We start from the raw sequence: 15,083 nt of genomic DNA, 5'->3' as shown, positions 1-15,083 counted from the left end.
GCATACCGGCATGGCGCGGTGTTTCGTCGGTGACGGGACCTGGCCGTGTCCGGTTGTGCATGATCGCGGTGCTGGTACGGCCGCTGCCGTCGACGAGGTTTTCGGAGCAGCAGCGGGCCGGCCTGGGCGCAGTGCGAATTCTATCGAACAGGTGCACAGGGTGACCTGTTTATCACAGGCGGTGGCGCCGGGCAAGTCGGCGGATGTGCTGAAAGGCCGTCAGTTTCCTTGCATTGCAAGCCGTTCGAAGCAATCGGGTATCGATCTTCGAGGTGGGCATGATGCATGCACGGTCGCTCGGCCGGGCGGCTCAGGAGGAGGGGACCCATGGGCGAGAAGGTCGTGGCGACGCGGGCTGACCTGTCGGACCGGCAGCTCTACCGCCGCAAGCTCCAGTCCTGTCTCGACGCGCTCGGACGGATGCTGCGCGAGGACCGCTTCGACCGGCCCCGGGCGGTGATGGGCCTGGAGATCGAGCTCAACCTGGCCGACGAGCAGGGCCTGCCGGTGATGCGCAACGCGGAGGTGCTCAGCGCCATCGGCTCCAGCGACTTCCAGACCGAGCTGGGCCAGTTCAACATCGAGGTCAACATCACCCCGCACCGGCTCTGCGGTCACGTGTTCGAGGAGCTGCGCGAGGAGATCGACACCGGACTGCGCTACGCCGACCGGCGGGCGGCCGAGGCCGGCGCGCGGATCGTCATGGTGGGCATCCTGCCGACCCTGGAGCACGACCACACCGGGCTGGACGCGATGTCCCTCAACCAGCGGTACAGCCTGCTCAGCGACCAGATCCTGGCCGCGCGCGGCGAGGACATCACGCTGGACATCGAGGGCGTCGAGCATCTCCAGCTGGAGTCGATCACCATGGTCGCCGAGGCCGCGGCGACCTCGTTGCAGCTGCACCTTCAGGTCACCCCCGAGCGGTTCTCCTCCGTCTGGAACGCCGCCCAGGCGATCTGCGGCCCGCAGCTCGCGCTGGGCGCCAACTCGCCGTTCCTGTTCGGGCGGGAGCTCTGGCGGGAGACCAGGCCGGTGCTCTTCCAGCAGGCCTGCGACACCCGTTCGGCGGAGCTCAAGGCGCAGGGCGTGCGCCCGATCACCTGGTTCGGCGAGCGCTGGGTGGACTCGGCGTACGACCTGTTCGAGGAGAACCTGCGGTACTTCCCCGCGCTGCTGCCGATCTGCGACGACGAGGACCCGGGCAAGGTGCTGAGCTCCGGCGGCGTGCCGCGGCTCGCCGAGATGCGGCTGCACAACGGCACCATCTACCGGTGGAACCGGCCGGTCTACGACGTCAGCGGCGGCGTGCCGCACCTGCGGGTGGAGAACCGGGCGCTGCCGGCCGGGCCGACCGTGGCCGACACGCTGGCCAACGCGGCCTTCTACTACGGCCTGGTGCGGGTGCTGGCCGAGCAGCCCCGGCCGATCTGGACCAGGCTGCCGTTCGAGCGGGCCGACGAGAACTTCCGGCAGGCCGCCCGGTACGGCATCGACGCGGTCTTCCAGTGGCCGCGGCACGGCCGGGCCGGGCGCGGCGGCATGACCACCGTCCCCGCCGTCGACCTGATCCTGAACGAACTGCTCCCGATGGCCCAGCAGGGGCTGGACGAGTGGGGCGTGGAGCCCGCCGACCGGGACCGCTACCTCGGCATCATCGAGCAGCGCTGCCTGCGCCGGGTCAACGGCGCCTCCTGGCAGAGCGCCACGTTCCACCGGCTGCGCGAGCAGTTCGGGATGGACCGGCCGGCCGCGCTCGCGGCGATGACCCGGCGCTACATCGAGTACATGCGCGGCGGCGAGCCCGTCCACACCTGGCCGGTCGGGTAGCACCCCTCCTGTGGAAGGATGACCGCTCCGGTGGTCGGCCGACGGCCGGAGCGACGCCGCACCGCTGGAGCACGCCGTGACCACCGCCTCGACCGAACCGGAGACCGCGAAGCCGACGCGCCGGCTGCTCGGCGTCGAGCTGCTGACCGTCCTCGGCCTCTCCCTCGGGGCCAGCGGCATCGGCGCGCTGATCAGCTTCACCGGCTCGCTCACCGAGACGCTCAAGCTCGGCCAGCAGGTCGCGACCCTGAACGCCTCGCGCGCCCCCGGCCGCCCCTGGCTGGACCTCGCCTGGCAGCTCTACTACATCGGCCGCGGGCTGATGCCGGTCGTCCTGGTCGGCTACCTGCTGGTGCGCGAGGGCGTCTCGCTGCGGGTGCTCGGCTTCGACCTCGGGCAGAAGCTGCGCGACCTCGGCCGCGGCGCCGCCGTCGCGGCCGCGATCGGCGGCTCCGGGCTGGCGCTCTACCTCGGCTCGCAGGCGGCCGGCTACAACCTGACGGTGGCGCCGTCCGGGCTGCCGGACGTCTGGTGGCGGATCCCGGTGCTGGTCGCCTCGGCCTGGCAGAACGCGATCCTGGAGGAGGTCGTCGTCCTCGGCTACCTGCTGCGCCGGCTCGGGCAGCTGGGCTGGTCGTGGCCGGCCGCGGTGGTGGCCAGCTCGGTGCTGCGGGGCTCGTACCACCTGTACCAGGGGGTCGGCGGGCTGGTCGGCAACATGGTGATGGGCGCGGTGTTCTGCCTGCTGTACCGGCGGTGGGGGCGGGTGATGCCGCTGGTGGTGGCGCACGCGTTGATCGACACGGTGGCGTTCGTCGGGTACGCGCTGCTGGCCGGGCACGTCAGCTGGCTGCCGACCGGCTGAACGGTGACCGGAAGGCCGGGGCGCGCGGCGGGCGGGCGAGCAACCGGTCGACGTGCCGGCGCTCCAGGCCCTCGCCGGGGTCGATCCGGAGCAGGACGCGGTCGCGGCGCCAGAACGCGTTGCGCACCAGCCGGCCGGGGATGACGTCGTCGATCCAGGCGAACGGGCGGCCGGCGGCGTAGCGCAGCAGCGGCGCCCACTTGCGGGCGGAGAACAGCTCCATCAGCGGCACCCGCGGGTCGCCGGGCTGCGGGAGGTAGCCGGTGAAGCGGACCACCGGCAGCTCGGGCAGGCCGATCGCCGGGGCGACGTGGGTGTTGGCGTGCTCCTCCCAGGTGGTGGCCCAGACCAGCTCGTACGCCTCGGCCAGTTCGCGCAGCCAGCTGCCGTGCCGGGCGGACAGCAGCACGGTGTGGCCGAGCAGGGTGTGCGCGTCGAAGTCGCCGTCCGGCCCGGGGCAGACCGGGTTGAGCACGCCGTCGACATCCAGGAACAGCAACGGCTTCGGCATCGGCGCCCCCAGGTGTGACTCTGTCATCACCTGGTCGGACGAGCGGCGCCCACCGGTGGTTGCGGACCGGAGGGTGTACGCGGGGGCGCACCGGGTGCGTCAGTGCGCGGAGGCGGGTTCCGAAGGTGCGTCGGCCGGCCGGCCGACGGTGTGCCGGGAGAGGCGGCGGACCTGCGGGTCGAGCAGGACGACGGCGCTCAGCACCAGGCAGAGCGCCGTGCACGCCCGGAGCGCGCCGGACAGGCCGAGCGTGTCCGCGGCCGGGCCGGCCAGTGCGGTGCCGACCGGGGACAGCGAGAGCGAGCCGAGGTGGTCGTACGCCGAGACGCGGGAGAACGCCTCGGCGGGTATCTCCTGCTGGAGCGCGATCATCCAGTTGACGCCGAAGACGGTGACCCCGGCGCCGGAGAGGAACATCGCCGCCACCAGGGCCGGCAGCGGCGCGGTCAGGGCGAGCGCCAGGGCCGGCAGGCTGAAGAGGAAGACGCCCCAGTTGCCGATCAGCAGGATCCGCCGCGGCTGCCAGCGGACCATCACCAGGCCGGTCACCACCAGGCCGACGCCGTGTGCGGCCAGCGCCAGGCCCCAGTCGCGGGCCCCGCCGAGCCGCTGCTCGGCGACGATCGGCCCGTACACCGCGTCCACGGCGGTGATGCAGGCCATCAGCACGGCGAACTGCAGCACGATCACCCAGAGCCAGCGGCGGGAGGCGAACTCCTGCCAGCCTTCGCGCAGGTCGCGCAGCATGCCGCCGCCCGGTTCGGCGGGCGCGGCCGCCTCGGCCTCCAGGAGGAACCGCAGCGAGGCGGCGAGCAGGAAGCAGCCGGCGTCCAGGGCGAGCACCCAGCCGGGGCCGACGGCGGCGGTGAGCGCGCCGCCGAGTGCCATGCCGCCGATCTGGGCGGAGTTGAGCGCCAACCGGAAGACCGAGAAGGCCCGGCCGGCGTGCTCGGCGGCCACGCTCTGCATGATCATGCCCTCGGAGGCGGGGGCGTAGAAGGCGTGGCCGGCGCCGCCCGCGGCGGAGAGCAGCATCAGCTGCCAGAGCCGGACGTTCCCGGCCAGCACCAGCGCGGCCAGCACGGCCTGCGAGACGGCGCTGAACAGGTTGGCGGCGACCATGACGTGGTGGCGCGGCAGGCGGTCGGCGAGCGCACCGCCGACCATCAGCAGCAGGACCACCGGGACCAGCCGGGCGGCGGTGACGTAGCCGACCTCGGCGGTGGAGCCGCCGCTCTCCATGACGGCGAAGGCGGTGGCGATCGGGGCGCCGGCATTGCCGAGGCCGCTGATCACGGTGGCCGCGGTCTGGATGCGGAAGTTGCGGCCGGCCCAGGGGAAGCGGCCTCGGGGTGGGGGAGGGCTCTGCACCTGGTGACTATGACCGGGGAACTGTCAGCTGTCCAGCCGGTTTTCGGGTCTTACCGGCCCTTCGGAGCGGGCCGCTGCCGGACGGGTTACCCGAGGTGCCCCCGGAGGAAGCTGAGCGTGCGGCGCCAGGCGATCCGGGCCTGGAGCGCGTCGTAGGTGCCGAGCAGGTTCTCGTCGTTCATGAAGGCGTGCCCGGCCGGGTAGAAGTGGATTTCGGGCCGGACGTCGGTGGCCTCGCCGATCCGGATCGCCGCCTCGTCGACGGCGGCCATCGGGATCGAGCGGTCGTGCTCGGCGTAGTGGCCGAGGACGTGGGCGGTCAGGCCCCGGTAGTCGAAGTCCGGGTCGGGCGGCAGCCCGTAGAACGGGACCGCCGCCGCCACCCGGTCACCCTCGGCGGCGGCCAGCAGCAGGGCGAAGCCGCCGCCCATGCAGAAACCGGCCACCCCGACCGCGTCGCCGACCACGCCGTCCAGCCCGAGCAGGTAGCCGACCGCGCCGCGCAGGTCCACCACGGCCCGCTCGACCGGGAGTTCGCGCTTGAGCCGGGCGGCCTCGGCGGTGTCGTGGGTGGTCGTGCCGCCGAAGAGGTCCGGCGCGAGGACGGTGAAGCCCTCGGCGGCGAAGCGGTCCGCCATCGCCGCGACGTGCGAGGTGAGGCCCCACCACTCCTGGACCACCACCAGGCCGGGGCCGACGCCCTGCGGTGGCCGGGCCAGGTAGCCGTGGGCCTCGTGGCCGTTGCTCGGGAAGGTGACGTTCTGCCGGGAGCCGCCCTGCTCAGGCATGGCTTCCTCTCGGTGGGACGGGCCGCGGACGGCGGCGTGGACGGTGCTGCTGCGGACGGAGGCGCGTACAGGGGTGGCGTGGGCGGCGGTGCCGCGGACGGCGGTGCCGTGGGTGGTGGCGGGGCGGCGGCGGCGCCGCGGGCGGTGGGTCAGCCCATCTCCTCCAGCGCGCGGCCCTTGGTCTCCTTGATGCAGAAGGCCACGAAGGGGATGGAGAGCAGTGCGAAGCAGGCGTAGATCACGTACGTCGCCGACAGGTTCCAGTCGGCGAGGTCGGGGAAGCTGACCGTGATCGCCCAGTTGGCGAGCCACTGGGCCGAGGCGGCGACGGACAGGGCGAGCGCCCGGATCCGGTTGGGGAACATCTCGCCGAGCAGGACCCAGACCACCACGCCCCAGGAGAAGGCGAAGCAGAACACGAACACGTGCGCGGCGACCAGCGCGACGGTGGCGTGGGTGTCGTCCAGCGTGGCGGTGTCGCCGGTGCCCTGCCGGTAGGAGAAGGCCCAGGCCGCGGTGCCCAGGGAGAGCGCCATGCCGGCCGACCCGGCCAGCGCGAGCGGCTTGCGGCCGATCCGGTCGACCAGCGCCATCGCGACCACCGTGCCGATCACGTTGACGATCGAGGTGGAGAGGCTGATCAGCAGCGAGTTGGCCTCGTTGATGCCGACCGACTGCCAGAGGAACGAGGAGTAGTAGAAGATCACGTTGATGCCGACGAACTGCTGGAACACCGAGGCGCCGATGCCGACCCAGACGATCGGCAGCAGCCCGAACCGGCCGCCCAGCAGGTCCTTGCCCCGGGGTTTGTGCGCGGACTCCAGCACGGCGCGGATCTCGGCGACCCGGGAGTCGAGGTCCACGCCCTCGCCCTCCACCTCCAGCAGGACCTTGCGGGCCTGCGCCTCGCGGTGGTCGGCGATCAGGTAGCGCGGGGACTCCGGGATGGCCAGCGCCATCAGCCCGTAGACCAGGGCCGGGACCGCCTCCACGCCGAGCATCCACTGCCAGGCCTGGACGCCGCCGAGGTGGCCGGTGGACTCCCCGCCGGCGGCCTGGTTGAGCGCCCAGTTGGCGAGCTGGGAGACGGTGATGCCGAGCACGATCGCCATCTGCTGGAAGGAGGCCAGCCGACCGCGGTAGGCGGTGGGCGCCACCTCGGCGATGTAGGTGGGCGCGATGACCGAGGCGATGCCGATCGCCACGCCGCCGACCACCCGCCAGGTGGCGAGCACCTGGATGCTCGGCGGGAACATCGAGCCGACGCCGCTGATCGCGAACAGCACGGCGGCCAGCAGCATGGTGCGGACCCGGCCGAGGTGGTCGGCGAGACGGCCGGCGGCCACCGCGCCGGCCGCCGAGCCGAGCAGCGCGATGGCCACCACGAAGGCCGTCTCGCCGTTTCCGACCCCGAAGTGCTTCTGGATGCCGGTCACCGCGCCGTTGATCACCGCGCTGTCGTAGCCGAACAGGAAGCCGCCCATCGCGGCCGCGGCGGAGATGAAGACGACGTGCCCGAGGTGCGCCTCGCCGGACGCCGGATGGGTGTGGGTGGTGGACACACGCGCTCCCCGAGTGGACGGGCCCGCCGGCACGGCCGAATGGGCAGGATTCGTCCCACATTCGATCAGGGGTTGCGCCGTCCCGCCCGAAAACGGGTCCGGACGGGTGACGTCACGTCAGTGCCGTCACCCCGTACGGCGGGCGTTGCGGCGGAGCAGCTGGGCGCGGACGCCCGCGTCCCGGCCGTGCCCGCGCGCGGCGAGCCGGTCCGCGAGGGCGTACTGCTCGTGGGCGGGCTTCTTGTCGTCGTACTTGAACTTGGCCCGCACCTCTCGGACGGTCAGCCGCAGCCCGCGCAGGCCCGGCAGGAGCCGGCCGAACGGGCCGTCACCGGGGGTGACCCGGGTGTCCGGCGTCTCCGGCTGGAAGTGCGCCAGCTGGCGGTTGAGGATCCGCGCCTTCCCGGCCGCGTCCTCGACGACCTCGGCCGTGCAGACGAAGTGCACCGAGGCGTAGTAGCTGGTCGGCGTTCCCGGCTCGCCGCGCCAGTGGCCGGGGGCGAAGGCGTAGTCGTCGGTCACCGCGAGGGTCACCGCGGGGTCGGCGCGGACGGCGGCGAGCAGCGGGTTGGGCGCGGCGAGGTGGAGCAGGATCTCGCCGGCCTCCGCGTCGAGCAGGAAGTGCGTGGGGACCAGCACCGGGCCCTCGCCGTCGCGGCCGTTGGCGGCGAGCAGGCCGAAGTCGCGCCCCTCGGCGAGCCAGGCCCGCCATTCGGCCTCGTCACCCCTGTCCCAGGACCTGATCAGCATCGGCGGGCCCGGTCAGCCGGTGAAGTCGCGCAGGTGCGCGGGGAGCGGAACGGTGGTGGAGGCGTGCGGCACGGGCGTGCCGTACACCGTGGTCACCGGCACCACGCCGGCCCAGTGCGGGAGGCCGAGGTCCTCCTCGTCGTCGTCGGCGTCGTCGGCCCGGGTCTTGGCGGAGACCTCGTCCAGGACGAGGCGGATGACGGCGGTGGCGGCCAGCTCCTTGGCGTTGGCCGGGCGGACCTCTGCGGAGCGGCCGGGGACGGTCTGGTCGACCAGCGCGTCCAGCGCGACCGACAGCTCCTCGGGGTCGGTCACCTGGTGGGCGGTGCCGTGGGCGACCACCGAACGGAAGTTGATCGAGTGGTTGAAGGCGGACTTGGTCAGCACCAGGCCGTCGACCAGGGTGACGGTGACACAGACCGGCAGGCCCTCGTCGCCCTTGGCACCGCGCATCGGCCGGCTGCCGGTGGAGCCGTGGATGTAGAGGCGGTCGCCCACCCGGGCGTAGATGGTCGGCAGCACGACCGGGGCGCCGTCGGCCAGGAAGCCGAGGTGGCAGAGGTAGCCGGCGTCCAGAATGGCGTGGATGGCGTCCTGCTCCCAGGTCGCACGCTCCTTGTAGCGGGTCGGGGTGGTGCGCGGGGTGCGGGAGTAGGACGCGGCGCTGCCTGACATGACAACCTCTATGTACTAGTGCATAATCTCTTTTGTGCTAGGAGACTATCCGATCAAGGGGCGGCGCGCCAGCGAAATCGCGGCCGACGTCGAGCAGGGCGTCAGCTCCGGACGGCTCGCGCCGGGTACCGCGCTGCCCCCGCTGCGCGACCTGGCCGGCGAGCTCGGCGTCAACCCCAACACCGTCGCCGCCGCCTACCGGCTGCTCCGCGACCGGGGCGTGATCGAGACCGCCGGCCGCAAGGGCAGCCGGATCCGCCCGCGGCCCGCGACCACCCCGCGCGACCAGATCCGGATGCCCGTCCCGCCGCACGCCCGCGACCTGTCCAACGGGAACCCCGACCCGGCACAGCTGCCCGACCTGACCCCGGCCCTCGTCGCCGCGGCCGAGGCCGCCCGCCGGGACCCGGTCCGCTACGGCCACCCCGCCGCCGACCCCGGGCTGCTCGCCCTCGCCGCCGAGGGATTCCGCGCCGACGGCCTGCCCTCCGGTCCGGTCGCCATCGCCTCCGGCTCGCTCGACACCATCGAACGGATCCTCGTCACCCGGCTGCGCCCCGGCGACAGCGTCGCCGTCGAGGACCCGGGCTGGGGGAGCCTGCTGGACCTGCTGCCGGCGCTCGGCCTGCGCGCCGCGTCCGTCCGGCTGGACGACGAGGGCCCGCTGCCCGACGCACTCGCCCGGGCACTGGAGGGCGGCGCCCGCGCGGTCGTCGTCACCTGCCGGGCGCAGAACCCGACCGGAGCCGCGCTCACCGCCGGGCGGGCGCAGGCGCTGCGCGCGGTGCTGGCCGAGCACCCGGGCGTGCTGCTGATCGAGGACGACCACGGCCACGGCATCGTCGACCAGCCGTACCACCCGCTGGCCGGCGCCGGGTCGGAGCACTGGGCGGTGGTCCGTTCGGCGGCCAAGGCGTACGGGCCGGACCTCCGGCTCTCCTACGCGGTCGGGGACGCGGAGACCATCGGGCGGGTACTGGGGCGCCAGCGGCTGGGCGCCGGCTGGGTCAGCCACCTGTTGCAGTGCACCGTCGCCGAGCTGTGGCGCACCGACGCCGCGCCGGTCGCGCGGGTGGCCGCCGCCTACCGGGCGCGGCGGGACGCGCTGATCGGCGAGCTGGCCGTGCGCGGCATCGAGGCCCACGGCGCCAGCGGGCTCAACGTCTGGGTGCCGGTCCCGGACGAGACCACCGTGCTGGGCGCGCTGGTGCAGCGCGGCTGGGTCGCGGCGCCCGGCGCGCGGTTCCGCGTGGACTCCCCGCCCGGCCTGCGGGTCACCGTGGCGGAGCTGGATCCCGCCGACGCGCGGCGGCTGGCCGACGATCTGGCGGCCGTACTGGGAACGGGCGGTGACGTCTCGCGACTGATCTGAACCGACCGGTAACACAGCGAGAAACCTGGTGCAGATACCTAGCGGTAACAAGCGCGGGCATGTCATGTTCTCATCGCCACCGGCCGGCGGCCTACCCTCACCTACGCGTCTCCCCGCCCCCACACAGCGGGCGAGACCGACCGCAGGAGTTCCGCCGTGCCCGAAAAGTGTTCGAGCATCACTCGCAGAACCACCCGCTTCACGAGGCGACTGCTCGCCGCAGTCCTCACCCTTCCGCTGAGCGCGGCCGGTCTGGTCGCGTTCGCCGCCGCCCCCGCCCGGGCCGCCACGCCCTCCGGTGCGACGGCCAGCGTCAGCATGGGCGACAGCTACATCTCCGGCGAGGCCGGCCGATGGAAGGGCAACTCCGTTGTCACCAGCGGCAGTCGGGCCGGTACCGACCGGGCTTGGACCGGCAGCGCGTACGATCCGGCCCGGGTGTACGGCGCGACCTACGCGAGCGGGTGCGACCGCTCGGACGTCGCCGAGGTCCGCAGCGCCCCGACCGTCGCGCAGACCCAGCTCAACCTGGCCTGCTCCGGAGCCGTCGCCGCCAACGTCTACCGCGCCGCCAGCGGCGGCCAGTCGTTCAAGGGCGAGGCCCCGCAGGCCGACCAGCTCGCGGCCGTCGCGAGCCAGTACAACGTCAAGCTGATCACGCTCTCGATCGGCGGCAACGACCTCGGCTTCGCCGACGTGATCACGACCTGCGTCTCCGACTACCTGGTCTGGTACTCCTACTGCAACGACGACCAGCAGGCCGCGATCGACTCCCGGATGCCCGCCGCGATGGCCGGCGTCGGCAAGGCGCTGGACGAGATCCGCGCCGTGATGTCCGGCGCCGGCTACACGGCAGGGGACTACCGGATCGTGCTGCAGTCCTACCCCTCGCCGATCCCGCGCAGTGCGGAGATGCGCTACCCGGAGAGCGGCTGGAGCCGCTCCGACACCGGCGGTTGCCCGTTCTGGAACGGGGACGCCGACTGGGCGCGGGACTCGCTGGTGCCGCAGATCTCCCGCGCGCTGGCGGGCGTCGCGGCCTCGAAGGGCGTGCAGTTCCTCGACCTCGGCGACATGCTCCAGGGCCGTGAGGTCTGCTCCAAGGCGACCCGGCAGGCGACGTCGACCACCGCCCCCTCCGCCACCACCAGCGAGTGGGCGCGGTTCGTCGACGCCGGGCTCAGCGCCTCGCAGGGCACCGTGCAGGAGTCGATGCACCCCAACTACTACGGCCAGCAGGCCCTCGGGCAGTGCCTGACCCTGCTGTACGCACGGCCGAGCGGCAACTTCGCGTGCCGCAACACGGCGGGGCAGGACGCGGGCGGGATGTACCTGACCGCGAAGTAGCCCGCGCGGAAAGGGCGCCGCCCCCTGTCCCCGGTCGTCGGGGGCAGGGGGCGGCGGCTCCGTCGGTCCGGGTCAGCCCTTGGCGAGCAGGGCCTGGGCGTGCGCCCGCACCTGATCCTTCGTCAGATAGGCGTCGGTGTACTCGAAGTCGCGCAGCCGGGCGGGCTGGCGGGCCAGGAATCCGGTGCGGACGAAGTCGTCGCCGGCGGTGGCGTTGAGCAGCCAGTTGGCGCCGACCCGGAACTTGGCCACGTTGGTGCGCATCGCCATCAGGTGGTAGCCGCGGGCCACCAGCTGGGCGGGGACGCCGCGCAGCTCGACACCGACCGGCTTGGACACCGCGTCCTTGCCGCCGAGGTCCACCACCAGGCCCAAGTCCTTGTGGTAGTACGGCTCCAGCGGCTGTTTGCGCAGCGCCGCGATCACGTTGTTCGCCACCGCCCGGCCCTGGCGGGCCGAGTGCTGGGCGGTCGGCGGGCAGACCGCGCCGTCGCCCTTGGCGAGGTCCGGCACCGCGGCCGCGTCGCCGAGCGCGAAGACCCCCTCGAACTGCGGCACCCGCATCTCGGCGGTCACCGCGATCCGGCCGCGGACGGTCTCCGCGTCCAGGGTGCCGATCAGCGGGCTGGCCGCGACCCCCGCCGTCCAGATCAGCGTGCGGCAGGGGAGCACCCGGCCGTCGGTGAACTTGACGGACTCGGCGCCGACTTCGGCCACCGAGACGCCGAGCGAGACCTCGATGCCGCGGCCGCGCAGCACCTCCAGGGCGGCGGTGCCGAGGGCGTCGCCCAGCTCGGGCATCAGCTTCGGGGCGATGTCGATCAGGTGCCACTTGATCTGCCGGGCGTCCAGCCGCGGGTAGCGCTGGGCCGCCGCGGTGGTCAGGCGCTGGAGGCAGGCCGCCGTCTCGGTGCCCGCGTAGCCGCCGCCGACCACCACGAACTGGAGCCGGGACTCGCGCTCCTTCTGGTCCAGGGTGGCCGAGGCGAGGTCGAGTTGGGCGATCACGTGGTCACGGACGTAGGTCGCCTCGGCGAGCGTCTTCATACCGCGGGCGTAGTCGGTGAGGCCCGGGATGTCGAAGGTGCGGGTCACGCTTCCGGGGGCGAGCACCAGGTGGTCGTACTTCTGCGCGACCACCTCGTCGGTGATCTTGCGGACCACGCAGACCTTGGAGCGCGGGTCGACGCCGATCGCGCCGCCCGGGACGATGTGGGTGCGGCGCAGCGACCGGCGCAGCGAGACCGCGACCGACTGAGGGGTGAGGACGCCGGCCGCCACGTGCGGCAGCAGCGGCAGGTAGAGCTGGTAGCTGAACGGCGTGACCAGCGAGATCTCCGCCTCCGAGGGCGAGAGCTTGCGTTCGAGGCGGCGAGCGCACTCCAGTCCGGCGAAGCCACCGCCCACGATCAGGATCCGAGATCGTTCCATCGCTCATCCTCACAGTGCAGGTCGTACCGCGCGGGGTCCGAGGCCACTACTGCCCGCCACACTGGCACGGTGCGGTGCGGGGTGCCACCGGGGCGGCGCGGATGGCGGAGATGGCGGCGGACGCCGTTCGGGAGGGCACCGGCCGCGCATCTGCCCGATAGGCTGTCCGGCGTGCTCCCCGAGGTGACGGCGGTCCGCTACGTGACCCCACTGCGAGAAGGCGGCTCGATGCCGGGCCTGGTCGAGGCCGACGACCGGCGGCTGTACGCGCTGAAATGGGTCGGCGCCGCGCAGGGCCGCAAGGCCCTGGTGGCGGAGGTGCTGGCGGGTGAACTCGGCCGACGGCTCGGCCTGCCGGTGCCGGAGCTGGTCACGGTCGACCTCGACCCGGTGCTCGCCCGCAGCGAGCCCGACCCGCAGGTCCAGGACCAGATGCGGGCCAGTGGCGGCGTCAACCTGGGCATGGCCTTCGTCAGCGGTGCGCTCAACTTCGACCCGCTCTGCTTCGACGTGGACGCCGGTCTGGCCGGGCAGGTGCTCTGGTTCGACGCGCTGATCGGCAACGTGGACCGCTCCTGGCGCAACCCCAACCTGCTGGTCGCCACCGGTGGCCTGCGGTTGATCGACCACGGCGCCAGCCTGATCTTCCACCACCACTGGGCCGGCGCCGCCGGGTGGGTCCGCCGCCCGTACGACGCCTCCGACCACGCGCTGCTGCGGGCCGAACCGGACCTGGTGGCGGCGGACAAGGCGCTCGCCCCCCTCGCCGAGGCGGCGGTCGAGGCGGCGGTGGCGCAGATCCCGGACGTCTGGCTGGTGGACGAGCCGGGGTTCGACTCGCCCGAGGCGGTGCGCGCCGCGTACCGCGCCCAGCTGACCGGGCGACTGGCCGGTCCGCGCGACTGGCTGCCGGAGGTGTCCGCATGACCGGGTCCGTACCGCCGGCCGCCCTGCCGGCCGTCGCCGAACTGCACGACTACGAGTACGCGGTGATCCGGGCGGTGCCGCGGGTCGAGCGCGGCGAGTGCGTCAACGTCGGTGTGCTGCTGTACTGCCGGCAGAGCGCGCACCTGGCCGCGCGGACCCACCTGGACCAGGCCCGGCTGCTGGCGCTGGACCCGGTGGCGGACGTCGCCGGGGTGCGGCGGGCGTTGCACGGGATCGAGGCGGTCTGCGCGGGCGGGCCGGCGGCCGGTCCGGCCGCGGCCGACAGTCCCGGGCAGCGGTTCCGCTGGCTGACGGCGCCGCGCAGTGCGGTCGTCCAGCCGGGCCCGGTGCACACCGGTCTGACGGCCGACCCGGAGGCGGAGCTGCGGCGGCTCTTCGACCAGCTGGTGCTCTGAGGTACCGTTCGGGCGGTTGGCCTGAGGACCTTTGCCGTGGTCAAAGCTTGAGTTGGTGAAGCACTCGGCCGTACCCTGGCCCCATGGGTTCGACAGCGACGACGACCGTACCGACCAACGCCGAGCTGATGGAGGCGCTGGCCGCCGTCGGCGCCGCCTACTTCCAGGACTTCGCGGCCGCGGCGGCGCGGCACGGGCTCTCCTCCTCGCAGGCGAAGGCGCTCGGCGCGGTGCAGGAGCCGGTGCCGATGCGCGCGCTGGCCGGGCGGCTCGGCTGCGACGCCTCCAACGTGACCGGGATCGTCGACCGGCTGGAGTCGCTGGGCCTGGCCAACCGCGAGGCGGCGGCCGGTGACCGACGGGTCAAGATCGTCGTGATCACCGGGCAGGGCCGGGAGATCCTGGGCCTGATCCGGGCCGAGATGGCCCGCACCCACCAGGCCTTCGAGGCGATGACGGACGAGCAGCGGGTGTCGCTGCACTCGATCTGCGCCCAGGTGCTGCCGGTGCTGACCGGCCGGGCCGCCGGCGGTCAGTAGTCCCAGACCGCCCCCGCCCCCGCCCCCGCCCCCGCCCCGCCGGGCGCGGGTCAGGGCGCCAGGAGGCGCAGGGCCGTGCTCTCGGCCAGTTCCTCGGCGTACGGGGGCAGGGTCGCGCCGGCGCGCAGGTGACGGCGGGCGATGGCGAGCGGCAGGTCCACCAGCGCGAGGGTCACGCGTGCGGCGTCCACCGGGGCGGTCGCGTCGAGCCGTCGGGTGAACGCCGCCACCGCCGCCCGGATCCTGGCGTTGCCGCGGTCCGCCCGTCCGGCCTGTTCGGCGGGCCACTCGGCGCGCCCGAAGTCGTCCGGTCCGTAGGACAGCAGCACGGCCCGCAGGGGGTTCCGCCGGCACCAGGCGACCGCCGCGCGGGCCGCCGCCGTACCCGCCGTCGCCGGGTCGCCGGGTGTGTCGAGGGCTTCCAGCCAGGTGGCCTGGAAGTCCTCCACCGTGCGCAGCCAGAGCGCGGCCAGCAGGGCGGGCCGGTGCGGGAAGCGGTGGTACAGCGAGCCGCTGGGGGCGCCGGCCGCCTTGGCGACGGCGGCCATGGTGACGGCGGCCGGTCCGGCCTCCGCGGCGAGGCGGGTGGCGGCGTCCAGTAGTTGGGATTCGTCGAACCGGGGTGGCCTGGGCATGTGGGGGAGAGTACTGTGCCGGTATTAGAGAGTTCTCTCTATAATCGGCCGGGGAGGCCGGGGA

15 protein-coding genes are annotated in these 15,083 nt (G+C 73.5%); 7 read left to right on the top strand and 8 right to left on the bottom strand.

What is annotated here, in order from left to right:
• Positions 1 to 327: 327 nt before the first annotated feature.
• On the top strand, positions 328 to 1,830 hold the full coding sequence (locus C2142_RS06385; protein ID WP_148641483.1) for a glutamate--cysteine ligase: 1,503 nt from the start codon (positions 328 to 330) through the stop codon (positions 1,828 to 1,830).
• A 76-nt stretch (positions 1,831 to 1,906) separates the two neighbouring features.
• The gene (locus tag C2142_RS06380) at positions 1,907 to 2,695 is read left to right on the top strand and encodes a CPBP family intramembrane glutamic endopeptidase (protein ID WP_148641482.1); all 789 of its coding nucleotides are present in this window, start codon (positions 1,907 to 1,909) and stop codon (positions 2,693 to 2,695) included.
• Here the strand turns inward: C2142_RS06380 and C2142_RS06375 are convergent.
• The 6 genes from C2142_RS06375 to C2142_RS06350 all read right to left on the bottom strand — a co-directional run bounded on the left by C2142_RS06375 (position 2,673) and on the right by C2142_RS06350 (position 8,352).
• A complete protein-coding gene (locus C2142_RS06375) occupies positions 2,673 to 3,233 on the bottom strand; it encodes an HAD domain-containing protein (RefSeq protein ID WP_241002413.1) in 561 nt (186 codons plus the stop codon). The genes C2142_RS06380 and C2142_RS06375 overlap by 23 nt on opposite strands.
• A 72-nt stretch (positions 3,234 to 3,305) precedes the next feature.
• Entirely contained in the window at positions 3,306 to 4,577 is a 1,272-nt protein-coding gene (locus C2142_RS06370; RefSeq protein WP_148641481.1) for an MFS transporter, read from the bottom strand.
• A gap of 86 nt (positions 4,578 to 4,663) precedes the next feature.
• The gene (locus C2142_RS06365) at positions 4,664 to 5,365 is read right to left on the bottom strand and encodes a dienelactone hydrolase family protein (protein ID WP_148641480.1); all 702 of its coding nucleotides are present in this window, start codon (positions 5,363 to 5,365) and stop codon (positions 4,664 to 4,666) included.
• Between the two features lie 149 nt (positions 5,366 to 5,514).
• The gene (locus C2142_RS06360) at positions 5,515 to 6,927 is read right to left on the bottom strand and encodes a sugar porter family MFS transporter (protein WP_148641479.1); all 1,413 of its coding nucleotides are present in this window, start codon (positions 6,925 to 6,927) and stop codon (positions 5,515 to 5,517) included.
• 126 nt (positions 6,928 to 7,053) lie between these two features.
• Positions 7,054 to 7,677 (bottom strand): FMN-binding negative transcriptional regulator, encoded by a 624-nt coding sequence (locus C2142_RS06355; protein WP_148641478.1) that lies wholly within the window; start codon positions 7,675 to 7,677, stop codon positions 7,054 to 7,056.
• Positions 7,678 to 7,689: 12 nt separating this feature from the next.
• Entirely contained in the window at positions 7,690 to 8,352 is a 663-nt protein-coding gene (locus tag C2142_RS06350) for a pyridoxamine 5'-phosphate oxidase family protein (protein ID WP_148641477.1), read from the bottom strand.
• Positions 8,353 to 8,386: 34 nt separating this feature from the next.
• Between C2142_RS06350 and C2142_RS06345 the strand changes: the two genes are divergently transcribed.
• A complete protein-coding gene (locus C2142_RS06345; protein ID WP_148641476.1) occupies positions 8,387 to 9,724 on the top strand; it encodes an aminotransferase class I/II-fold pyridoxal phosphate-dependent enzyme in 1,338 nt (445 codons plus the stop codon).
• Between the two features lie 156 nt (positions 9,725 to 9,880).
• Positions 9,881 to 11,071, top strand: coding sequence for a GDSL-type esterase/lipase family protein (locus tag C2142_RS06340; RefSeq protein WP_241002412.1), 1,191 nt, complete (start codon positions 9,881 to 9,883; stop codon positions 11,069 to 11,071).
• Positions 11,072 to 11,143: 72 nt separating this feature from the next.
• Here the strand turns inward: C2142_RS06340 and C2142_RS06335 are convergent, their stop codons facing one another.
• Positions 11,144 to 12,502 (bottom strand): NAD(P)/FAD-dependent oxidoreductase, encoded by a 1,359-nt coding sequence (locus C2142_RS06335; RefSeq protein WP_148641475.1) that lies wholly within the window; start codon positions 12,500 to 12,502, stop codon positions 11,144 to 11,146.
• 171 nt (positions 12,503 to 12,673) lie between these two features.
• Between C2142_RS06335 and C2142_RS06330 the strand changes: the two genes are divergently transcribed.
• From C2142_RS06330 to C2142_RS06320, 3 genes are all read left to right on the top strand, one after another.
• Positions 12,674 to 13,429: a HipA family kinase gene (locus tag C2142_RS06330; protein WP_174315593.1), complete on the top strand. Its 756-nt coding sequence runs from the start codon at positions 12,674 to 12,676 to the stop codon at positions 13,427 to 13,429.
• Positions 13,426 to 13,845 carry a DUF3037 domain-containing protein gene (locus tag C2142_RS06325; RefSeq protein WP_148641474.1) on the top strand — a complete coding sequence of 140 codons (420 nt, stop codon included), beginning with the start codon at positions 13,426 to 13,428 and terminating at the stop codon, positions 13,843 to 13,845. Before C2142_RS06330 ends, C2142_RS06325 begins: the two co-directional genes overlap by 4 nt.
• Positions 13,846 to 13,928: 83 nt before the next feature.
• The gene (locus C2142_RS06320) at positions 13,929 to 14,384 is read left to right on the top strand and encodes a MarR family transcriptional regulator (protein WP_148641473.1); all 456 of its coding nucleotides are present in this window, start codon (positions 13,929 to 13,931) and stop codon (positions 14,382 to 14,384) included.
• Positions 14,385 to 14,434: 50 nt separating this feature from the next.
• Here C2142_RS06320 and C2142_RS06315 read toward each other — a convergent pair whose 3' ends face one another.
• On the bottom strand, positions 14,435 to 15,019 hold the full coding sequence (locus tag C2142_RS06315; RefSeq protein WP_148641472.1) for a TetR/AcrR family transcriptional regulator: 585 nt from the start codon (positions 15,017 to 15,019) through the stop codon (positions 14,435 to 14,437).
• Between the last annotated feature and the right edge of the window lie 64 nt (positions 15,020 to 15,083).

Origin of the sequence: Streptomyces sp. CB01881 (assembly GCF_002953255.1) — a bacterium.
Taxonomy (GTDB): Bacteria; Actinomycetota; Actinomycetes; order Streptomycetales; family Streptomycetaceae; genus Kitasatospora.
The sequence above is the reverse complement of the archived record's forward strand: the minus strand, read 5'-3'. Positions and strand labels throughout refer to the sequence as shown.

Excerpts from the sequence above, each read along its gene's own strand:
- C2142_RS06385 (WP_148641483.1), top strand. The coding sequence starts at position 328 with ATGGGCGAGAAGGTCGTGGCGACGCGGGCTGACCTGTCGGACCGGCAG.
- C2142_RS06375 (WP_241002413.1), bottom strand. The coding sequence starts at position 3,233 with ATGACAGAGTCACACCTGGGGGCGCCGATGCCGAAGCCGTTGCTGTTC.
- C2142_RS06365 (WP_148641480.1), bottom strand. The coding sequence starts at position 5,365 with ATGCCTGAGCAGGGCGGCTCCCGGCAGAACGTCACCTTCCCGAGCAAC.
- C2142_RS06355 (WP_148641478.1), bottom strand. The coding sequence starts at position 7,677 with ATGCTGATCAGGTCCTGGGACAGGGGTGACGAGGCCGAATGGCGGGCC.
- C2142_RS06350 (WP_148641477.1), bottom strand. The coding sequence starts at position 8,352 with ATGTCAGGCAGCGCCGCGTCCTACTCCCGCACCCCGCGCACCACCCCG.
- C2142_RS06335 (WP_148641475.1), bottom strand. The coding sequence starts at position 12,502 with ATGGAACGATCTCGGATCCTGATCGTGGGCGGTGGCTTCGCCGGACTG.
- C2142_RS06325 (WP_148641474.1), top strand. The coding sequence starts at position 13,426 with ATGACCGGGTCCGTACCGCCGGCCGCCCTGCCGGCCGTCGCCGAACTG.
- C2142_RS06320 (WP_148641473.1), top strand. The coding sequence starts at position 13,929 with ATGGGTTCGACAGCGACGACGACCGTACCGACCAACGCCGAGCTGATG.
- C2142_RS06315 (WP_148641472.1), bottom strand. The coding sequence starts at position 15,019 with ATGCCCAGGCCACCCCGGTTCGACGAATCCCAACTACTGGACGCCGCC.